This window comes from Acinetobacter sp. FB (assembly GCF_056033405.1).
Window position 1 is genome coordinate 2,026,497 of the sequence record NZ_CM148502.1, and the last position, 20,493, is coordinate 2,046,989.

The following is a 20,493-nucleotide window of genomic DNA, read 5'->3' on the forward strand; positions in this document are numbered from 1 at the left end:
AATACCTCATGTAAATATTTGAATTTCAAACATCAGTGGAAAATAAGCAAATCCCGGCGAGCTTCCGATTCGCACTGGTGAATTTGCCCGTTTAAACATTCGATAACCTGCTACTTGAGGATTGAAGCCCTGCAATGTGTCTAATAGATTTCGAATGAATGGATCTGCTTCTTTACGCAGTGAGTTTGTATTTTGCAATTGAGCGCCCGCATCTCGAATACACAACACGACTAACCATTGCTGAAATACAGTTGCTGAACTTCCGTTACTCGCACTATCACCAATTCGATCATCGAAATAAATCACACTAACTGACGGCGCATTGTTTGAGGCTTCGAGCATTGCCTCTATCGTAAATGGAGTATTTACATCAACAAGGTCAGGCATTGCTGTTTGAATTTTCTCAACTAGAATTGGCTCAACTGCAAAATAGTCTTTAATTACTGTCATAGTTACACCACAAATATTCCAGTACCAAATAAGTGTGTAGGTTGATCATCCTGCACAGGAAAATTCAAAACAGCTTTGCCTGTTGCAATGTTTTTAAGCCAACTCATCACATCTTCGTAATCAAGGCGAACAATTTCCGTTGGCTTGTCCTTATACAAGTAATATCGTGCGACTACCGCAACGGCACGCTTAACAGGCTCAGTTGTTACAGGTAACGGCAAAGGATATTGAACTGCAATATAGCCGTTCACCATTTCTACAGCATCAGAAATAGCTTGTTCGGATGTTGGTGGGTTTGCTCCATCTGTTTTGGCAATATTACGTTCAAGTCGGACGATTTCACTTTCACCAAAACGACCAATAAGCTCGTCCCGCGTTAAATAAGACATTTAATTCACCACTCGATATGTTATTGATTGTCTTAATTGGCCAGTGTCAATTAATGGCTTGCTACTACCTTTACGCTTAATGGTTCGAGGTTTAAGTGGCACAAACTTGCCATTGACCATGTAGGTTTGCACATCTGCCTGCGCCTCTTGACCTAAAACATGCCATGTTGTCGCCATTAAGGTTTTACCCAGTAACATCGGCTTAACCTGACTCAACAAATACCGACTATATTTGCCTTGGTTTAATTGCAAACTTGCACGAAAGAAAGAGCGTTCAGGGATTTTTCGACCGGGTGCACCATACTCATGTATAGCGGCCAGATCAGCCATAACAATTGAACGTTTGCCGCCACCATATAATTCCGTGATGTGAGGTTTTCCACCAAAGACACCTACCTCAGCATGACCAGTAAATCTGGTGGCTTGCTGGGCAAGTTTGTCAAAAAACCAGTTACCTGTTTGCAAGATTTTTGACGTTACTTTCATGCAAATTCACCGTTAATTGGCCTGTGCCAACTTTGCTTGCAGATCTTCAAGTGATTCATCATCACTAAATTAGACATTAAGCTCGGTCAATTTGGCTTTTACTTCCACCAATTCAGCTTCACGTTTTGCCTTGGCTGCTGCTGTATCTGCTTTACTGTTAGGCTTGGTTTTCTTAACTTCAGATATGATCAATTCACCTGATTTTTCTAAAGCTGTGAATACAGGATGATCGGCTAAGGCTTCATGTTGCTCATCAGTGATTTCAACTTCTGCACCTTTAGGCAATACAACTGCTCCAAATTTGGTACGCGCTGAAAGGCGACCGTGTTCACCTTGATATGTATATTTCGGCATTTTAATTGCTCCAAAAATGACTAAAGCCGCGTAATTGCGGCTATTTAGTCATGATTTATAAATTGGTTAATTAAGTTTTAGGAACGTCCATATAGCGCAAGCTATCAACACGTTTAAGCCATACACCTTGATACAAGTAATAACCCGGTGTGAATAGATCAAGCCCATCAGCTTGAGGTGCTAAGAATTCCAACTCTTTTGGAATGCGCATTTCGATACAAGCTGGATCACGACGATAAACAGTAATACGGCGAATACCACCAACCCCCATCGACTCTGTGCGACTTGTAGCACGGATAGTGAGTTTTTTCCCTTCAAGCGCAAGCAAATTATTCTTAGACACCCATTCAAAAATGGTGGTCTCTAAATTATCAGCGATACGTCGTTGAGTCAGAATGCGCATTAAGCTTGTTGGTAAGATCATCGTATCTGGAGTAATTGCGGGATTGAATTCACTTGCTTCAATCGCATCCGATAAGATGTCATTAATATCTGCAAGGATTTCATCTGGTGTTGCAGTTTCCCATGCCTTCAATGCAGTCTGAACATTAACCCCAGTTTGGTTAAATAAGCCACGCAAACCTAGATTCAAATCACCCACCCAAGCAATACGAGACATATGCTTCTCAAAGCCCAAACGTGCTGCTTGGATCTTATCAGCTTCAAGGGTGATACCTGCTTGAGATGCTGTGGCCAATTCAAGAATTGAATATTGATAGCCAATTGAGCCAGAACGAACGCCTAGATCTACGTTGTCATAAAATACTTCAGCTAAAGGAATATCAACGCCTGTACCACTATGGTCTTGACCCTCACCAACGCCGTTTTTACGTTGTAACGTATGCTTAGTTCCCACGACTGCAGGGAAATTAGATTTCACTGGAATATACGAAGCATATTCAGTTGCTTCTGTCATTTGCGGTGTCATTTCATTACTAGTTTCTAATTGAACCAGTAATGTCACCAAATTTTTAAGGTTAAATGCATCACCCGCCTGAGCTTGCATAATTGGTGCCACCCCCCCAAACAGGGCGAGCTTTCGATTAATAAGTTGTTCACGATTCATGTATTAAGCCCCGCGTAATTGAACAATAGCCATGCCATCAGCATTCGAAATGCAATCCCAAGTAGCACCGACTAATTCAGTGCCATCTGTCGCACTTGTTTGATATGAACCCAATGGGTTGTTTGTAGTTGCATTCGCTGTACGAACGTAAACCTTGCCACCTGTAGCAGTAATTGGAACGGCGGGTTTTACCCAGATTCGACCAACTCGCATGATTGGCGGTACGTCATACTGTTGATATGCTTCTTTGCCACTTGAATCAGTACCATTCTTGCCAATGTGTTGATGCACCACGATACCGATGGGACGTAAACCACCCCCAATGACAGAACAACGAACGCCGTCCCCTGCATCACAAGCAACTTGGCCATCATTTAAAGTGCCTGCCCCTGCCATTGGCATAGAGCGCACATCTTCAGGCGTACTTTTAAGGCGTTGCCCGACTACCGCCACTTTTGAATTAAGCTGCATTTAATAGCTCCTTAAATATCTTTTTTCCAAGCTGTTGTTTTGTCATAGCCCTGTTCTTGTGCAGGTGCCGTACCATTCCCTCCTGCTGGTGGGGTATTTTGGCTATCACCCGTAAAGAAACTATTAATTGGGTTTGACGGGGTTTGAGTACCACTGGTTGCAACAAGCGCACGAAACACCATGTCGACTTGCTCAGGCTTAGCGTCGCCAACCGTAACTGTTCCCAAGATTGCACCAATGATTGCATCGCCAGCTTTGGCAGTAATAGCCTCACGCTTAATTTGCTCACAAGAACACCCATCCGTTTTGACATTTGCATTGAGTTTTTTTGCATCTGAAATTACAGTCGCTCGCTCATTGGCCAATGCTTCTAACTTTTCTGGTGTGACTTGATTGGCTTCAAGCGTTGTTACTTTTTCAGCATTGGTTTTTGCATCTGCAACAACTTTATCGATCACAGCTTGAACTGCGGCCAACTCTGAAATTGAAAACTCTTGATCTCCGATTTTGAGTTTTGAATTAACCGTTTGTTGCAATGAAGCTAATAAGTCCTGATCTTTTTTTAGTGCTGCTGTAAGAGCCGCATTATCGGCAACATCAAAAGGGATGCCATTTACAATGATTTGCATTGTTTTCTCCGTTGGATTTGGTTGATTTGGGTTTTGATCGCCTATGCGGCAATCGCCACCGCAACGGCCATATTTGACAAGGGCAACATGATCGCCGTAGAAGTTTTTGAACTCAGCTTGGTACGGCGTACCATCTGGTGAAGTACCAGTAATGAAATGAAGTTCAGCGCCGTAACCTAAAGACAATTCCAAACGCTCTTGGCTTTGGATCTGCTGAATCACATCACTGTCTTTAATCAGCAAATCGCCAATTAGATAATCCCCATCACGACGAACATTCGATAATGTGCCGATTGAATGAGTTTTCCATGTGGCAGCATTTACAGCATTACCCGGTGGGTGATTGTCTGTGACATCCACACCTTGATAGCTTTGGATTGTTTGAGGTCGAAATACCTCATCGGCTGAACTAAAGACGTTAATGACCTGATCAGGCGTATACCCCTCTATGCCATTAAATTCAGCCGCATAGTATTGGCGTACCTGTGGCGCTTTGCCGAGTCGAGCATCTTTGCACAATAAAAAACCCTCTGGAGTGAGGGTTCTTGTAGATTGAGCAGGTGCAAAGTCACCTAACTTTAAGTGTAGTAAATAGCGTTTCATTGGCTTTCCTATAGGCAATAAAAAACCCACTTCGGATGAGTGGGCTTATATAGGGTTCATTTTCTTTTGTGAAATCTAGTCAATGCTTATGGTTCTACATCGACCCCACCATGTACCTTTATCATCAACTCTAAATTTATTCGTCATCAGTGCAGATGGGTTTGTAAGTAAAAGGCTCTGATATGTAGATATAAAAGCGTAGTTATGAACCTTGAGTGGTTTTAGACTGCATTTTCCAACACTAAATTGAGACATTTGTTTCTTATGTTCAAGAAAGCTAATTTTATGAGGATATTTTGGACCATAAGCTAAATGTTTTAAATTTGAAGCGTCTAACCCTAAATTTGCATAAAATTCATTCTTGTTCATGAGGTTGGATTCCCTGAATCAACTTTGCGCTGCCATCGATCTTGCGCACGCTTTTGTTCGGGAGTGAGATCGTCATATTTCACAGTTTTTAAACTCGCAATATGCGCTTGAGCTTCATCATGGCTTTTTTGCATTTCAGCTTGCCAAGCATCCAGATCGTCACCATATCCATCTTCTTTTGCAATTTCCCGCTGCTTATCTAATGGTAAGGTTAAAATACCAGGAATCGATTTTGTCATTCATCTATCTCCCATAGTTCAATTTCAATTACACCATTAGTCAGCTCTCTGCGATCTTTGACACGAAAACGCTTAGGCCTATTGAATACAACTTCATATTCTTGATCTTTATATTCGCTGATGAAGTTTACACTTTTTCCTGTCTTAGATTTTATCACAAGGCGATGCGGATAGTGCGAAAATACATCACCATCGCCATAAGTCGCACTTGTAAAAGCATTATATTCAACAGTATCACCAATTTGGTGTTTAGCTAAAAAAGCCTCAGGCAATTGAGTCCGCCTTACAACTTGGCCAACATGATTTGGTAATCGATCTAAAGCACTACTCAGCACCTTGGAAGCTGCTACTAGCTCAGAATAAAGCGGATCGCCATCATTAATTAAGCCATTTAACATCTGATTAAGATTGCGATAACCATCCCCCGTGTAATGTCGCAATGCAACTTGTTCAGGCAAAGTGAGCTTATATTCATCGGCTAAGGCTTGAATATTCTTATCGCTCATCAGGCTATTTGCAATTTTGCTGATCTGGTTCTTGTTCAACCAACCTAACAAATCATCATTTTGCTGCTCAATTAAGGTTTTTATCCCTTTTTGAGCTGCCATTGCTTGCTCAGGTGTTTCAGCATTCTTATCAAATAAATGCGCCGTGTAAGGTATTGGTACACATCGGCATCTAATTGGAATACCCGGATGCCCGTCTGATGGTGGGTCATTCCATGCGAATATCAAACCATCACGCAAACGGTGCGAATGTCTTACACGCTCATCATGACTTGTTGACCATGTATAGTGAGTGATACCTAACTTTTGCTGACGGATCTGAGCAAGTCGCCCGTTGATTTTTCCAAGCTGATCAACCGCAATTAACTTAGCGCGTGAATCTGTAGAATGGCCAATGTCCAAAATAGATTTTTTAATCTCATCCGAACGCTTTCCTGTCTGTATCCCATCAAGTACGGCGGCTTCTACTCTATCTAAGTATTGCTTAGGTATTGACTGAATCAGTGATACGTTTGCAGCAATAGCGCTATCAACCGCATCTTGTAGATCCTCATCTCGCATCAAGCCAGTAAAATCCAAACCAGTAGACTTTTGCAGCATTTCAGCTATTTGCTTATCGCTTGCTTTTTTCTGCTTCAGAACGATTTGCGTGGCCAGTTGTGCAGCAATCAAGTCAATACTATTTGAGATTTTCTGCTTTAGATTTCCCAGTGCATTTTTTACACTGGAAAATATGCCATCTCCGATACTGATCTCAATTGAATCACCCATATTGAAAGCCAGCATCGGCTCAATATCATCTTTCACACCCTTTTGACATAAATGACTAATCGATAAGAGTGCCTTGTAATATTCAACTTCTGTTTTCTTGGATATGAATATTGGCTGCGGTTTTGCCTTACGTCCTAACTTAGTTTTATGAGCTTGCTGAATTAGCGGTTTAAGGTTGCTGAGAATTGTCATCTATTTGCCCCGCCAAATCATCGAGCGCTTGGATATGAGCATCATCTATAAAGTCGTAAGTACCATCTTGCTGAAGCTGCTTTGCAATCATTGCCTCAGTGATAATCCCTTTTTCTAAATATTTGATGTCTCGCTCAGTGTTGTTTTTCTCTACTTCAGATCGAGTTTTTACATCTAGCTGCCAGAGCGGATAAAACACAAAATTAAAGCCTGTTGGTATCGCTCCAAACAGGCTTTTAAAAATCAGCGGAAATATCCGTTCTAGTATGGGTCGCAATGTCCAGTTTTGTTCTGTATTGACGCGATCATAGTAACTTCGCAAATCGAATTCACCGCTATTGTTTAAGCCAGATGTGGTTTGACCAAATAACAATGTATAAGGCATATCTGCAGCACCCGACGTTTGTTGGCCAAACTCTCTCATCAAATCTGGCAAACCACCAAATGTATAAGACTTCGACTCGTACTCTTCATTTTTATCAATGACTAACATGCCATTAATACTTTTAAGCAAAGCTGCTGCGCCAAATCGCTCCATCGTCTCTTTAGCGCGGTTAACTATGTTCATCATTAAATCTGGCATACGAATCACATCCACTTTTGCCTCGTGTACTAAGCTCGCTGCGCCAGCATTGGTTGCTATGTAATTTCGCAAAGTGTAGTAAATGGCCAACAAAAGCGACTCTCCCTCATCGCCGTGTTTCACACACATGATTCGAGAATGATGTATTTTGCTTTGGGTACCATTGCCATTACTAATTTGGTAATACATTGGCTGTTCTGGTTCACCTGCGCTCAGCTCTAAAGGTACATATTCCTGAATTAAAGGCTGCACTTTTGATTTCTTTAGAACCGTGAAAAATTGAAGCCCACCTTGTCGTAACTTTTCAATCTCAAAAGGCTGATCTAATGGCAGACCATCTGCTAATCCAAATACCAAGTATGCCCTACCATACAAGCGAGACCAGATCAGAAGCTTTGCCAACCGCTCAATTAAATGTAGGCGCTTAATTTCATCAGTGATCTTAAGTATTTGAGCATCCTCTAAACCATTGAAGTACCAACCAGCCCGAAGCATATCCAAAACAGGACGATTGACAATTTTCTTAGCTAGCCAGTCTTGATAAACCGCTTCGAAATCATAATCAGTAAGATTGGTTTCTTTAGCAAAATGGCCATGTGATGACTTATCACGGCTTGTATTAAGATTCGATACAAAGTTGACATAAGCACCATCATTCACAATGACTGGCGCTTGTGTTTGATTGCGCTCTTCCAAGATATTCTCCTTAATCTAAAAGGTCGTAAGGATTCACAACCATATTTTCGATCGCATCAATAGTTGGGTCCCATTGGTCATCGTGGTCATGGGTCATGTCCGCTGTTAGACCTTCTATTTCTTCGATGTAATTTAATAACCACGGCGCTTTAGCAGGTAACATCACCAAACCATCTTCTACATAGAAAACAACATCCATGGTCCTAACGAGTTTGTCTGTATCTCGTTGGATTGCTCGAATAGGGATAGTTGTTTCTCTTGAAATGGTTTGAATTAAGGTTGTACCACTGGCCTTATCCTCAACTGCCATATAGCGTAGATTCCCAATCTTGGTATCACCCGCCTTATGTTTGTTAATAAACTTCTTACCCTCTTTTATGAGTTCAGGTGCTTCCCACTTACCGCGATGTACATCGATGATATAAAGCTTGTTGTCGTACCCTAGCCCAGCACATAAGAAAACTGAGAAATCGTTATGCTCTTTAATCTTTTGCGCCGTATCAGCAAAGATTGCTCGCCATTTAAGTAGCGGTAACTCTAAATAACGCCCAAACCACTCAGACTTAACTAAATCACCGCCTAGCTTTTTAGGGTTCTGCATGTACTGACTGGCAAATGTATAACGTGAGACAGTCGCTCCATCCTTATCCTCACCACCTTTTTCTAACTGCAGTAACGATTGAAGTGATTCTTTTAGTGGCCAATAGCTTTGACGGCCGTGCTGATCCCGTTCTACATCTCGTGGAACTTTAGCTTGTATGTGCTCTGGCAATTGATTGATGTAGTCATCATCGATCAAAGCGGGAATGCTGATCTGTTCCCAATCACCCGGTACGTTTCCAGTCATCACAAAATTAGTCGGATCTTCAACGTGCAAACGCTGCATGATCAAAATAATTGGTGTGTCCGACTTCGCCTTACGTGAGTTGACCGTGTTCAGGATCTTACGATTGGCTTTCTTACGAGCCGATTTACTAAAAGCATCCTCAGGCTTTAATGGGTCATCCAGAATGATAGCGCCTGTAAAGCCCTCATTTGCCAATGTACCTGCACGGCGGCCTGTGACTTGCCCACCCATTGAAGCAGAATAAACATGCCCAGCATCGTAACCATCAACGGTAGTTTTCCAACTAGATTTAGCATCTGTACTGGTTGATATTTTGACTGGCCACAGACTTTGGAAATCTACTGATTTGACAATGTTTCGCGCCGTGGCAGATACATCCTCAACCAATGACTGGGAAAACGATAAATACAAAAACCGTGATCGAGCATTTCGTGCTAGTCCACGTGCAATTAAATTAGTCAGTAATTCAGTTTTCCCTGAACCTGGTGGAACGTTAATGACTAGGTTTTTAACTTTTCCAGATATGACTTGATCAATCTTGTCTGCAATATATTCATGATGCCAATTGACTGAAAACTTAAAGCCCATGCGTGGTAAGAAAAAACGCCGTGTAAAGAATAGGTGCTCTTTCTCACAGCGTTCTCGTTCTAACTGCATTTCAAGCAGACTAGTATTTACTTTCGAGTTCATCCATTGCCTGCCTTATTTGTTCAGGCGTAGCTACAACATGAGTAACTTGCTCAGGGTTTAAAGGCTGACCATCTGCACCTGTTAATTGCGTTTTACTGGTATTGGTATAAAGCCCACCCATTTCCTTTGCCGCTTGCTCTGCCCATTTCGGAATCAAAACTGGATTGTCTGGATATTTATCAACTAAACCCTGAAGAAGCTGAAGTCGATAGCGCATGTTGGCAATTGGAATAGCTTCAAGTTCTTGGTTTGCTATACGGCGATATTCAAAGAATTTATCTCGTAATTCCTGACTTAGGTCTTGGCCAATTCTTTTTGTTGGATCATAGGCCTCACATTGTTGTGGGGTGACATCAATACTAAAAACTTCTTTAACTGAACGGGATGTTTGGGTTGGTGTTTCAAACTCAGCAAGCATCCTAACGATGAACAGTTTCACCTTCTTGGTAATACGTGCCATTTCCACCATTCCATCTAAGTACATCTAAGAAGAATGGCAAAAAAAATTCTAAACCACTCTTAAATAACAAGTTCCGCAAGCATGATAAACATCAGCTTTTGCTACCGTTGGACGTTGATTTGCAGCATTAACCATTTCTTGAACTTCCTGATTTGCTCCATAACGGCGAACAACGCCCGTGAACTCCTCAACATCATGACCTTGTATCGTCAACTTGGGCTTACCAGTATCACGATTATAGGATGGGATGCCCCATTCATCTTTCTTATGAGCGATGTGATAAAGCTCATGTTCGATCAAAGCACAGAAATCAATATCATTGGCTTGCTGTGCATAGGTTGCATCAATTGTGATTAGGTAATCTGGCAGATCATTGAACCATTGATAAAACTGTTCTTCCTGCCGTTCTTTCTTCCACCCCCCAGCATTGATCATGATCTTTTCAACTTGGCCAACGACAAAGCGACCTTGTTTCTGAAATCCACCTTTTGCCCACATCACAGCGATTTGAGGATAATAGAAGGCTCCTAAATGTGCATGATCAGGGTTGAATAGCTTATGTTCGGGATTAAGAAAAATAGATTTTATCCACCGCCATAGTTCTGGTGCTGGAGCGAAGTTTGGTGTTTCTTGGGCAAATATCCATTCGGGTGGATATGGGCGTTGCTGAATAACAAATCCGACTTCTTTCATAAAATCCACCCATTAAAAAACCCACCGAAGTGGGTCAACTTTATTTAAAATAACTTTCCACTCTTTCTTTTAATTTCCAATCGACATCTTCATCTAAGTAAAAGCACTGTCTATATTTTTCAATTAGATAATGAATAAATTTTTGCTTATCTGGAACTGTATGCTTAAGCATAATTTGGGCAGCAATAGTAATTAAATTATTTGACTGCTTCATTAAAGTTAAAAGCAGTTCCTCATTAAAACCCATCAGATCCCTAGTAAATGAGTGCTTCCCCGTATGAACAAATGAGTTTAACTGTTTCAGATGGTACTTTTTAAAATCCTTAAAAAGAACAAAAATAGCCTTCGGTTCAAGATTAGCTTTCGTTAAGGCCTCGACCATTTCACTCACCATCGGACAAGTATCACTCTGAAATTGCTCTTCAAATGTATAAGAGAAATTCAATTTAGAAACTTGGTGATTAGTTGCAAGAAACAATAACCAATATGCTCGTACTACCGCCTCAAACTGTGATCTAAGTAAAATCATGGCTTGAATTGGTAAATCTGCTGCAAGTAGATTATTAACCCCAATTCCATGTTCAAATGAAATATAAATACATTGCTCAACTAATTCTAATCTTGGCCCACAATCAATAACATCGCTTTCAATTATTTCTTGCTTTAACTCAAATATCATTTTTAGCGAAGACCCAAATAATTCAATTCGATCCAATCTAATAACTCAATTTTTCTGATATTAACTTAATCTACAAATATTGAAATTATTTTTCAACTTTTCAGTCAATTCAATGTAAATATATCCTCACACGGCGGCCTTTGAACCACTTCAATTTTTCGATAGCCAAAAAAAATCGCTCATCTAATTGAGCGATTTTTTTATTCGTTAATCCTTTCGTTGTACAACTACCCAAATGATTCAATTCTTGTTCAGTATTGCGTATCTCAATATCAATGTTTTTATGAATAGGGCTTCCAAACAAGAAAGCCACCTCGCAGGTGGCTTATTCTATCTATTTAGATGTAAATTTCTAATAGACTAATCTTCGTCTATATAAGACTTTAAGGTTACATATAAATGATGCCTATCTTTAGACTTGGCTTCTTTCACAATTGATCGAATTTTTTCCTTAGACCAATTTTTATTATTGCTAACATAATTGATGAATGTTGTTAAAGTAACAAAGGGATGATCATTTTCTCTCAAGTATGGTTTTATCAAAGATTTACTTGCTTTAGCCATAACGATCATCAAATAATTTTGGAATGGAGTTTAAAAAACATACACTTACATCTAAAAAAGAGAATGTAGATATTAAGTATTACTAAAGAGAAACTCGCTAATATTAGGTATATCAACAAGTCTTCATGCACTTTAATCTGTTTCGCAAAAATTAGATATTAAAGCGATTATTGAGTGTTTAAAAATTTACGCATTTGTCTATGTCTTCTACTGAGTCCAAGTATCTCTTTTCGACTTTGAATCGTATCCTCATCAAAGGAAAGGCGTTTCTTTAACTCTTCAATTGGCAATTCGCTATTTTCAATCAAAAAGCAGTCTTGTTCAGTTGTCCAGTTTGAAGGTAAATATTCAGGTGTCTTACGTGATCTTTTCATGTTGGTATTAGAATCAACTTGATTGAATTATTGAATTGAGGAGCCCTGATATTGCCTACATGTCACATTTTCATGGCATTAGAAACGCTCACATTGCTGTGAGCGTTTTGCATCATCTCGTCTTTCCGAGTGTCAGTCGTTAGCCTAGTTAGGCGTTGGAGAAACCCACCTAACCTAGTAAAAAAATACTTAACTTGAGCTCTTAAATCAATCACTTTATTTCGTATTTTTTTGATAATTATCACGTTTATTTCACGATCAATCTGATGGAAACTTAATTGCTAAAGCGATTGAATTTTTGAATTCTATTTTTATAAATATGATGAATTATTTAAGGATTTTTAGTTTTCTATTCTCAATTCATCTCTAAGCGCATTGCTAAAACACATATATTTTTTATTCAATTCATTTTCATACAGTGAAATTTTATTTTTTGTTGTTTCAAATTTATCTTTATACTCACTATAAAAATTCTTTCTCTCGTCTTTTAGTCTTTCAACTCTAGCAAATAACTCCTTTCCTTTTAAATGACTATCCATATGCAGTTTTCTCGGACCAGCATTCTCTACTTCTTGATGATATTCAAGCTCATTTTTTGCTAATTTTACACTTTCAACTGTCTTAGTTAATTTATCATTAATTTTTAACAGGTCCCCAATTACATCATACAAATCATCACTCATAATATGAAAATCTTTAACTAAAGAGTCTACAATCTGCTTATTTTTATTATCACAAATTAAATTTACTTTATTAACTGAAATCAAAAAATCTTTCTTGTTGTTTAAAAAAATTTCATTAAATTTTTCAGGCATATGAATCACAAGTCTTAAATCATTTAATGCTTGTTGAAATTTGGAAATAGAGTCTAAATATACCTCTCTTTTTGCAGACATAATGTTGTTATGTTGCTGAAGCTTTATCCCACTTTGCCAAGCGAACCAAGCTGCGAAAACAATTCCCGCTGCTCCAACTATTGAACTAATTAATGCTGCCCATAATGCATAATTTGCTTGTATTTGCGCTGCATGTATTGTGGCTGCAGCTGTTATAAGGTCATCCACCAAATAAATCCCTTGATATAAAAAAACTCGCATTATGCGAGCTTTCCATATTGGCTTTAAATATAAAAATTCCAATGTAACATAAATATGCCATAAGCTGTGTACACAAGCAATTACTTTTTAAGAAGATCAGATTTTAAATTTGGGTATCTCCCAGAAATAAAAGCCAACCCACATTTCATATCCTGACGTATTTGGATTGTTGATGTATCAAGCAATGTTGCAGCTTGTCTTAACTTTTTATCGTCTACACATACACACCAAATCACATCTAACCATTCCTGTAAAATATCACTTTCATGCTGTCTTAAATCTAAAACTATTCTCTGAAATGCTCGCGCCTCATTATCACTAATTCTGCAAGAAATCCCTTTATGGAAACTCGGTTCTTTGAATTCCTCATCATTAATATATTTTGCAAGCATTTCTTCACGCTGCATTTTACTCAATTTCTTTTTTGGGTATGCTTTATAGAATTTCTGCTTTCTTTCAGTATTCCCATTTATCCATGCCCCAAATTGTCGAAACCAATCTTCAGTGCTAAATCTTGACCAATCAGTTTCTTGCATAATTGTTAATTTTGAGTTCATGTATTAAACCTCTCGTACATCAATATTTAGAACCGTTTTCATTAAGTGCTTTTTGTTTCGATAACTGTCTTTCTTTCTCGTAGCTTCTGATTTCACATCTTCGACAATGTATTCACCTGTGATGATGTAGTAAGTGAAATCAGCAAAATAACGCAATGCTGGCTTTGCCCTTTTCTCTCCCTCTAGCTTGGTTTTTGGTGCAAGTTCAAATTTCTTGTGATGCTGTAAACCAAAGATCTCGCCACGTTGTTGCATTGCTTTAAGCTCGGTGTACCGCTTGTGCTCTTTTTTGCTGTCAAAAGTCATTCCGTCCATTTCAACTTTCTGCGCATTAAACTTGTTGCGTTTTTTAGCCTTAGGCTTATTTCTTTGCTTTAAGATTTCACGGCGGTACTGATCGACGCTCATTGATGTCATTTAGCTTTGTTCTCCGCAACTTTCACGAAGCAATCTTCAAATCCTGTGTACTTGTATCCACGCTCATCTCTAGCTTGAACAACTAACTTCCCAGTTCTTTTACCTTCCCTAATAAATGAAATCCGTAACTCGCCTTGAGGATTCCAACCGGCTTGTTTAAATGCATCCCCATCAGGTCGAACAAGGTCTCCAACACAAAAACTCATTGGCTTTGCTCCCCTGAATTATCGCGTGATTGGTAAAAACCTCTAAGCTTTTGTTCACGCTGTAATTTACTCAACTCAATAGAAAGCTCATGATTACGGGATTCCAATCTTGTGTAATTGCGTTGCATATAGAGAATTTGTTCTGGATCGCTTAAACGTGCCAAAGCCATGGTTAATAGATTTAGTTCGTTTTGAAGATTTCGCTCATCAAATGCAAATGTCTTTAAGTTCTCTTCAACTTTCCCATGGTCGAAATGGCTCTTATTTTTCTTCGACCAATGACAGTAATATTTGACTTTTGGCGCTGACAATACACCTGAAATTACCTTGCATATGCCTTTCTGACTTACATAGATTAAGCCCCATTTTTCTGGCAATTCATGGGGTTTAATCAAATCAGTTGGGCAAATGTAATATCTATATTTGCCCATACCAATTTCAGGATTGATTCGATGAGGTTTTGATCTATCAGCAAGAAAATCAGAACGGCTCGTTTTCGCCTCAAGCAAAAATGTACCTATGCCATGCCCGTGAATACCATGCCTCACACCAAATACATCTGGATTTTCGCCGTAGCAAGCAGCCTCAATCACAGTAAAGTGACAGCCATGACCATTGGCTGATTCTGGTCTTTTTAGAAAGCGTGCTCCGATTTCACAAAGCTGACGATGCGTTAATTCAGTCATTGGCTTTGCTCCTTGACTAAAGCAATCCATTGAAATGTCTGCCCTGTTGAACCCATCAAAGCCTTACAGCTTGGGCAACGCTTACCCCCACCTCTTAGTGACCACTTATAAGCTATGAAAGTATCTTGGCAAAAACCACAACGAACCACATAATAGGAACGACCATGCTCAGCATTGTCATAAAGAAATGTTGATCTAACTTCAACAACACCGTCAGCCAAACGTTTTTCTTCGTGATTCCAAGTATCATCGAATCGTATGGGCTTAATTTTTATAACTTTACTCATCGAGCTTCTCCCTCATTGCTCAGCAAGTTCTTTTCACAAGCGCGGCGGATCATATCCGCCAGATGCATAATTTCAGTTTTAAGTTGATGTTCACCGTTATTCTGAAATGCCTTGATCACTTGGCGAACAACGATAAGTTCGTAGTGAGGACGGCGTTTAATATCTGCCAACCACACCAGGTAAAATCTAATATCCGAATTTGAGAGAACGATATTCATGCAGCTGCCCCTTTTTGTTCGAAGCCCACAGCAGTCAAATACTCAGACCATTTCTGAATATTTTTAGGGTCTTTCAACATGGTTTCTAAACGTACTGCGAGCTGCTCATGCGATTCGTTGCCTACGGCGTATTTACCGAAATCAGGTAAACGAGATAACTTGGCCGCTAAAAATTTGATTTGTTTCTCAGTAAGGCTGTTAGCTGATTTAGATTCCTGCTTCTTGCTTGGTTGAACAGAGCGATTCATACGATCTAATTTTGCTTTGGCTTCGAGTAACCAGTTTGCAAAGTGGTAAATCATGAGTTCATCGCATAGATCTTTACCTGTATTAAAATTCTCGAATGCTCTAAATTCACGATTGAACCAACTTGCTGAGATGATTTCATTTGCATCGATCTCTGGATTTGCTTGAGCAATTTCTTCTCTCAATTTTTTTGAACAAAGCCAGTGTTTTTTATTTTTAGATTCTATTGATAGATTCTTTGATAGATTCCGTGTACCAATATTGGTACTGTTTACTGGAAATGTTGGTACTCTTTCATGGAAATGTTGGTACTGTTCCAATATTGGTACTGTTTCATAATTTAAGCCTTGCGTACCAAGGCTTTCGTCATCTAAGTGTTCCAATGTTGGTACTGTTTGTTCACGACCTTGTACACCAATTAATCGGTACACAATTATTTGCTTGGTTCTACCTTTTCTTTCACCCGTATCAAAGATTACACCGTCTGAAACCAGTTCTTCTAAAATCTTAAAAAGCGTCTTTTTGTTAATTTGGCAATCTTCAGCTAATCGTCTTGTACTCGGATAACAGCAATGCTGCTCATCTGCCCGATCAGCCATCGAAAGTAAAACTAATTTTTTTAATGCTGGGGATGGTCCACCTTTCACCTGTGTGAATTGCTTTTTCCAAGCCCAGACTGTTGCGTCTAAACTCATTCCTCACCACCCTGTTCATTCATTTGAATAAACCGTCCAAACATGATGATTTTTTCACAGCGATGTAAGCTTGAAATAATCATTCCGGCATCTTGATAACTGATACGATGATCTCGACTTAAAGCTTCGATTAGCTCATCGCGGGTTACAGCCGCATTCGCTTCATCACGATTAATCTTGCGCAAATTAGCCTTACGAATTTCTAAGAAATCGCTTAGAGTTTGGAGTGCTGGATCGTGCCAAGATTGAATTATTTGAGTTTGCTTAAACTCAGGAAGATTAGATGTATTCATGAAACCTCCTTCTGAGCTGCAAATGCTTTACTCAAATGGATCTGCACATCATTCGAAATTGTTTTGCACTTTGAAGAAATGTTGTTTTCAATGTACTTATCGTCACCAAAAGTGATTAGTGCTGGCATACGGCGTTGATTTATAAACTCTGCAACAGTTGCGCGACGAATCAAATGATTCAATGCAAAGCTATTATTACCATTGAGCAACACGCCATTTTTTTGAACTTGGGTTACTGTCATTAAATGATCTGGTTTAGATTCATCAATAAAAACAACTGAATCACCGTCTACAAAATCACTGTTGTTCTGCTGTTTTGGTTTTGATATATTTGTCATGTTCTTAGATCTCTCCGATGTATGAACACAAAAAGTTTGATTTCGCAGATCAAGCTTTTTTCGTTTGTAGACCTGATAAATATTTGCTGCATTCTTTGTTCAGAGCAGCTCGAATAGATTTAATTTTGCTTTCAAGTTCTTCTAAGATCAGATCCGCATCGTTCAACTCTTCTGGAGTTACAACGCCGTCCGACATGATATTATGGATTGACTGGTTCATTTGCCCATTGCTGATATTCATACCCAAAAGACACTCAAGCACCGACATCTGATGTTCGTTGTCATTTTGCTTCGCAGGTATGCAAATAAAACCAAACTTATGTGCCCAAGCTTTGATTAAAGCTGTATTACCCGTATAGGCCATAATCGCTTCAACCGCTTTTAAGCTCGGTAAATGCTGGTCCATATTTGGGTTGGCGTAGTTGAGAACGGTCTTATGCGATACACCAAGAACCTGAGCAATTTCTTTAGGCTCTATATCACCTGATTGGTTGATCATTGCATTGAGTGCAATTTTTGCCTCTTTGCTAAGTGTTATTTCACTCATATGTGAATCCTTGTTTTTATTCACGTTTACAGGAAACTGAATTAATTAGATATTTGTTCTATGTTTGAGCATTGCGTGTGTTGTAATGGGATTTTTCCTGCCGCTAAATCTCGGATTTGATATTCACGTGCTAAAGGGATTTTTAAGTCATCCCACTGACTAATGGCGTTATGTGAAATTCCTAAATTTTTAGCTAGCTGAGTTATATTGCACTGAAGAAGGTTTAGAGCCTCGGATTTAGTCATTTAACTTTCCAAAAGGTAATTTAACTTACCTAATTAAATAACACAAAACTTACCTTGTCAATTGGTAAGATAACTTACATATCAAATTGGTGTTTTTTTAATGGAAACTCTTGGAATACGTCTCAAGCAATTAAGAAAAGACAAAAAACTAACTCAGCAACAATTGGCTGATAAAGTTGGCGTATCTAAAACATCTGTTATTTATTGGGAAAAGGATGAAAATGTTCCAAAACATGAAAGCTTAATGTTACTTGCTAGTGCTTTAGATGTTTCCCCTTCTTGGATTTTAAATGGAGATTCAAAAGATAATTCTAATAATGCTAATAAAGATGAAGTCTACTTATCACCTCTTAAATTTAAAACAGCATATGAAAATAAAAATACTGTAAGGATTCCAGTGCATAAAGATGTTAAAGCCGCATGTGGCAACGGTGTTACAAATTTTTTAGAAGATATTTCTGACTACCTTGATATTGATCCAAATATCTTAAAGTTACTTGGAATTAAAGCTAACCCTAACAATCTAAGAATTATCTATTCTGCTGAATATAGTATGTGGCCAACAGTTGCACCAGATAGTCCACTATTTGTTGATATATCACCTGTGGATACTTCGACCATTATTAATGGTGATGTATATGTGTTTTTGCACAATGGATTTCTTAGAATGAAAAGAATTTTTATAAGTTACGGAAATGAAAAAACTGTTCGCTTACAAAGTGATAATCCAGATAAAAACAAGTTTCCAGATGAGATTATTTCCAAAGACCAGCTTAATGAACTAAGTTTTGTTGGTAGGTTAGAGTCAGCACTTGTTCGACCATAATATTAATCAATATTCATAACCCGCTTCGGCGGGTTTTGTTTTGGCTAAATATAAGTAAGTAAAATTACAAAAGGTAATTTAAATTACCAAAACCGCTTGACCATATAAGTAAGTTAGCTTACTATTTTCTCATGAACAGCAAAAAGCCCTGACAACTTACCACGGCGATCAGGGCTTCTTACCAACACATGAGGTCATTATGGAACAAAACGTTTTAAATCACAACCGCAGCTACACCATAGGAAAGTCTTTTCTTGTTGGCTCTGTAGTTTCTGCATTCACTTTAGGTGGTTTGACAGGTGCTTATGCACTTGTGACAAAGCCAATCCAACCTGCACCTGTGTACACCTTTGCAAACACCAATGCTATGTACGGCGTGATGTCAGTAGAAATCACGTCTGATACCACTGGTGAAGCGATTGTTAATTTAAATGGCTATCACGTTTTCACAAGTTTTGATTTTGAATTAGAGCCAGATTACAACGGCCAGTTGGGTAGCGATACCAAAGCTGTACTGATCACAAACTTGGCTGTAGATCGGGTTCTAAAATCAAACGGCGGCTTTTACAACGATTTCACGAACTCTGATGACATCAGAAATATGATTTCTGTAATCACAGCTCACATCGAAAAAAATAAGATGGTTGAGGTGAACTCATGAGCACTCAATACACTACCCCTTTCCGCGAATTTATCACACGCGATGACCAGGGACGTTATCACGTTCGCCTTGGACCACAAACCTTTTCAACCAATTACAAGCTTACAGACATTCGTCTTGAATCAGAGAACGGCGGTACATCTGTAGATCCTGAATATTTGACAGCTAAACCTTGGATTCTTCGCAATTTAAAGCAAGAGGTTGATAAGCAACGTAAAGCAGAACGCAAAGTAATGTATGCGAAAGACTGCTTTCAACGCACGCCGTACAGCAGAAATCAACGTATTGCATACCACAACGCGAAATCTAATTAAGGGGATCTGTCATGTCACAACAACAAACAAATTCTGTTGAATTAGATGTATTGCGCACAATTCAACAGGAATTAAAGGCACCAAAAAGCAAATTCAATAAATTCGGTAATTTCCATTACCGCAGCCTTGAAGACATTCTTGAAGGTGTAAAACCATTTTTGCTCCAATATAACGCTACCCTTGTTCTTACTGACGAAGTGCATGAAATAGGATCTGTAGTTGTTCTAACTGCTAAAGCTGTATTCACTGATGCAACTGGTAAACAAACTATTGTTACTGCACATGCTGGCGTAGACATTAATAAGAAAGGCATGGATGTTGCGCAAACTTTTGGATCTTCAAGTTCATATGCACGGAAATATGCACTTAATGGCCTATTCCTTATTGATGATAGCCAAGATGCTGATACCGATGCCTATCAACAACAGGCTGGATCTCAATCTGCAAATAATCAGCAATCTAATAATGCGCAAAACCAACAGCAGTCAAACGCTCAAAACAATCAGCGTGGCAATACTCAACAAAAACAGGCCGCAACAAAAACCCTCGCAGATCGTTATCAAAGTGCTTTGGTATCTATTCGCAATGCAAATAAACCAGCAACTTTAGATAAAGCTATCGCCACATTTAAAGGCTCAACCTTTTCAACTGGAATTGAGAATGCCTGCCGTGCTCGAGCAGATCAAATGGGTTGGTCGAATGGCAATCCTAACAATGGCCAAAACAACAATATGCATCATTAAAGGTTA

The 20,493-nt window shown here is 39.0% G+C and carries 32 protein-coding genes; 4 read left to right on the forward strand and 28 right to left on the reverse strand.

The features are described from left to right. Positions 1-6 precede the first annotated feature (6 nt). From AC0JIQ_RS09530 to AC0JIQ_RS09665, 28 genes are all read right to left on the reverse strand, one after another. Entirely contained in the window at positions 7-450 is a 444-nt protein-coding gene (locus AC0JIQ_RS09530; RefSeq protein WP_474201494.1) for a phage tail terminator protein, read from the reverse strand. Positions 451-452: 2 nt separating this feature from the next. Further along, a complete protein-coding gene (locus AC0JIQ_RS09535; RefSeq protein WP_474201495.1) occupies positions 453-839 on the reverse strand; it encodes a phage protein Gp36 family protein in 387 nt (128 codons plus the stop codon). Further along, positions 840-1,325: a hypothetical protein gene (locus tag AC0JIQ_RS09540; RefSeq protein ID WP_474201496.1), complete on the reverse strand. Its 486-nt coding sequence runs from the start codon at positions 1,323-1,325 to the stop codon at positions 840-842. Between the two features lie 69 nt (positions 1,326-1,394). After that, positions 1,395-1,679 (reverse strand): hypothetical protein, encoded by a 285-nt coding sequence (locus AC0JIQ_RS09545; RefSeq protein ID WP_474201497.1) that lies wholly within the window; start codon positions 1,677-1,679, stop codon positions 1,395-1,397. A 70-nt stretch (positions 1,680-1,749) separates the two neighbouring features. Beyond that, complete coding sequence (locus AC0JIQ_RS09550) at positions 1,750-2,745, reverse strand: major capsid family protein (protein WP_039047531.1); 996 nt, start codon at positions 2,743-2,745, stop codon at positions 1,750-1,752. Between the two features lie 3 nt (positions 2,746-2,748). Further along, entirely contained in the window at positions 2,749-3,216 is a 468-nt protein-coding gene (locus tag AC0JIQ_RS09555) for a structural cement protein Gp24 (RefSeq protein ID WP_474201498.1), read from the reverse strand. Positions 3,217-3,227: 11 nt separating this feature from the next. Beyond that, positions 3,228-4,448, reverse strand: coding sequence for a DUF2213 domain-containing protein (locus AC0JIQ_RS09560; protein ID WP_474201499.1), 1,221 nt, complete (start codon positions 4,446-4,448; stop codon positions 3,228-3,230). A 365-nt stretch (positions 4,449-4,813) separates the two neighbouring features. Next, a complete protein-coding gene (locus tag AC0JIQ_RS09565) occupies positions 4,814-5,056 on the reverse strand; it encodes a hypothetical protein (RefSeq protein ID WP_474201500.1) in 243 nt (80 codons plus the stop codon). Beyond that, complete coding sequence (locus AC0JIQ_RS09570; protein WP_474201501.1) at positions 5,053-6,525, reverse strand: phage minor head protein; 1,473 nt, start codon at positions 6,523-6,525, stop codon at positions 5,053-5,055. The genes AC0JIQ_RS09565 and AC0JIQ_RS09570 overlap by 4 nt, the downstream gene beginning before the upstream one ends. Beyond that, on the reverse strand, positions 6,503-7,804 hold the full coding sequence (locus tag AC0JIQ_RS09575) for a DUF1073 domain-containing protein (RefSeq protein WP_474201502.1): 1,302 nt from the start codon (positions 7,802-7,804) through the stop codon (positions 6,503-6,505). Before AC0JIQ_RS09575 ends, AC0JIQ_RS09570 begins: the two co-directional genes overlap by 23 nt. Before the next feature lie 10 nt (positions 7,805-7,814). Further along, positions 7,815-9,341, reverse strand: a complete 1,527-nt coding sequence (gene terL / locus AC0JIQ_RS09580) for a phage terminase large subunit (protein WP_474201503.1) — start codon at positions 9,339-9,341, stop codon at positions 7,815-7,817. After that, complete coding sequence (locus AC0JIQ_RS09585) at positions 9,319-9,801, reverse strand: DUF2280 domain-containing protein (RefSeq protein ID WP_474201504.1); 483 nt, start codon at positions 9,799-9,801, stop codon at positions 9,319-9,321. The genes terL and AC0JIQ_RS09585 overlap by 23 nt, the downstream gene beginning before the upstream one ends. A 48-nt stretch (positions 9,802-9,849) precedes the next feature. After that, the gene (locus AC0JIQ_RS09590; RefSeq protein ID WP_474201505.1) at positions 9,850-10,494 is read right to left on the reverse strand and encodes a putative metallopeptidase; all 645 of its coding nucleotides are present in this window, start codon (positions 10,492-10,494) and stop codon (positions 9,850-9,852) included. A gap of 40 nt (positions 10,495-10,534) precedes the next feature. Further along, complete coding sequence (locus AC0JIQ_RS09595) at positions 10,535-11,173, reverse strand: DUF6988 family protein (RefSeq protein ID WP_474201506.1); 639 nt, start codon at positions 11,171-11,173, stop codon at positions 10,535-10,537. 109 nt (positions 11,174-11,282) lie between these two features. Beyond that, positions 11,283-11,462 (reverse strand): ABC transporter ATP-binding protein, encoded by a 180-nt coding sequence (locus AC0JIQ_RS09600; RefSeq protein ID WP_474203247.1) that lies wholly within the window; start codon positions 11,460-11,462, stop codon positions 11,283-11,285. 442 nt (positions 11,463-11,904) lie between these two features. After that, positions 11,905-12,111 (reverse strand): acyl-CoA thioesterase, encoded by a 207-nt coding sequence (locus AC0JIQ_RS09605; RefSeq protein ID WP_474201507.1) that lies wholly within the window; start codon positions 12,109-12,111, stop codon positions 11,905-11,907. Between the two features lie 341 nt (positions 12,112-12,452). Continuing rightward, entirely contained in the window at positions 12,453-13,208 is a 756-nt protein-coding gene (locus tag AC0JIQ_RS09610) for a hypothetical protein (protein ID WP_474201508.1), read from the reverse strand. Positions 13,209-13,288: 80 nt separating this feature from the next. Continuing rightward, positions 13,289-13,765: a hypothetical protein gene (locus AC0JIQ_RS09615; protein WP_474201509.1), complete on the reverse strand. Its 477-nt coding sequence runs from the start codon at positions 13,763-13,765 to the stop codon at positions 13,289-13,291. 3 nt (positions 13,766-13,768) lie between these two features. Further along, on the reverse strand, positions 13,769-14,182 hold the full coding sequence (locus tag AC0JIQ_RS09620; RefSeq protein WP_474201510.1) for a DUF1064 domain-containing protein: 414 nt from the start codon (positions 14,180-14,182) through the stop codon (positions 13,769-13,771). After that, positions 14,179-14,388, reverse strand: a complete 210-nt coding sequence (locus tag AC0JIQ_RS09625; RefSeq protein WP_474201511.1) for a hypothetical protein — start codon at positions 14,386-14,388, stop codon at positions 14,179-14,181. The genes AC0JIQ_RS09620 and AC0JIQ_RS09625 overlap by 4 nt, the downstream gene beginning before the upstream one ends. Continuing rightward, entirely contained in the window at positions 14,385-15,074 is a 690-nt protein-coding gene (locus AC0JIQ_RS09630; RefSeq protein ID WP_474201512.1) for an adenylosuccinate synthase, read from the reverse strand. The genes AC0JIQ_RS09625 and AC0JIQ_RS09630 overlap by 4 nt, the downstream gene beginning before the upstream one ends. Further along, entirely contained in the window at positions 15,071-15,361 is a 291-nt protein-coding gene (locus tag AC0JIQ_RS09635) for a hypothetical protein (RefSeq protein ID WP_474201513.1), read from the reverse strand. The genes AC0JIQ_RS09630 and AC0JIQ_RS09635 overlap by 4 nt, the downstream gene beginning before the upstream one ends. Further along, positions 15,358-15,579: a hypothetical protein gene (locus AC0JIQ_RS09640; RefSeq protein ID WP_474201514.1), complete on the reverse strand. Its 222-nt coding sequence runs from the start codon at positions 15,577-15,579 to the stop codon at positions 15,358-15,360. The genes AC0JIQ_RS09635 and AC0JIQ_RS09640 overlap by 4 nt, the downstream gene beginning before the upstream one ends. Then, entirely contained in the window at positions 15,576-16,520 is a 945-nt protein-coding gene (locus AC0JIQ_RS09645) for a helix-turn-helix domain-containing protein (RefSeq protein WP_474201515.1), read from the reverse strand. The genes AC0JIQ_RS09640 and AC0JIQ_RS09645 overlap by 4 nt, the downstream gene beginning before the upstream one ends. Continuing rightward, positions 16,517-16,813, reverse strand: a complete 297-nt coding sequence (locus tag AC0JIQ_RS09650; protein ID WP_474201516.1) for a hypothetical protein — start codon at positions 16,811-16,813, stop codon at positions 16,517-16,519. Before AC0JIQ_RS09650 ends, AC0JIQ_RS09645 begins: the two co-directional genes overlap by 4 nt. Continuing rightward, complete coding sequence (locus AC0JIQ_RS09655; RefSeq protein ID WP_474201517.1) at positions 16,810-17,151, reverse strand: hypothetical protein; 342 nt, start codon at positions 17,149-17,151, stop codon at positions 16,810-16,812. Before AC0JIQ_RS09655 ends, AC0JIQ_RS09650 begins: the two co-directional genes overlap by 4 nt. A 49-nt stretch (positions 17,152-17,200) precedes the next feature. Continuing rightward, positions 17,201-17,698 (reverse strand): phage regulatory CII family protein, encoded by a 498-nt coding sequence (locus AC0JIQ_RS09660; RefSeq protein WP_474201518.1) that lies wholly within the window; start codon positions 17,696-17,698, stop codon positions 17,201-17,203. Positions 17,699-17,739: 41 nt separating this feature from the next. Next, a complete protein-coding gene (locus AC0JIQ_RS09665) occupies positions 17,740-17,943 on the reverse strand; it encodes a Cro/CI family transcriptional regulator (protein ID WP_474201519.1) in 204 nt (67 codons plus the stop codon). A 100-nt stretch (positions 17,944-18,043) separates the two neighbouring features. On the opposite strand from AC0JIQ_RS09665, the gene AC0JIQ_RS09670 reads away from it, so the two are divergent. The 4 genes from AC0JIQ_RS09670 to AC0JIQ_RS09685 all read left to right on the forward strand — a co-directional run bounded on the left by AC0JIQ_RS09670 (position 18,044) and on the right by AC0JIQ_RS09685 (position 20,487). Next, complete coding sequence (locus AC0JIQ_RS09670; RefSeq protein ID WP_474201520.1) at positions 18,044-18,769, forward strand: XRE family transcriptional regulator; 726 nt, start codon at positions 18,044-18,046, stop codon at positions 18,767-18,769. Between the two features lie 199 nt (positions 18,770-18,968). Then, complete coding sequence (locus tag AC0JIQ_RS09675) at positions 18,969-19,430, forward strand: hypothetical protein (protein ID WP_474201521.1); 462 nt, start codon at positions 18,969-18,971, stop codon at positions 19,428-19,430. Next, positions 19,427-19,744, forward strand: coding sequence for a hypothetical protein (locus tag AC0JIQ_RS09680; RefSeq protein ID WP_474201522.1), 318 nt, complete (start codon positions 19,427-19,429; stop codon positions 19,742-19,744). Before AC0JIQ_RS09675 ends, AC0JIQ_RS09680 begins: the two co-directional genes overlap by 4 nt. Positions 19,745-19,755: 11 nt before the next feature. Then, the gene (locus tag AC0JIQ_RS09685; RefSeq protein ID WP_249571692.1) at positions 19,756-20,487 is read left to right on the forward strand and encodes an ERF family protein; all 732 of its coding nucleotides are present in this window, start codon (positions 19,756-19,758) and stop codon (positions 20,485-20,487) included. The last annotated feature ends 6 nt before the right edge of the window (positions 20,488-20,493 follow it).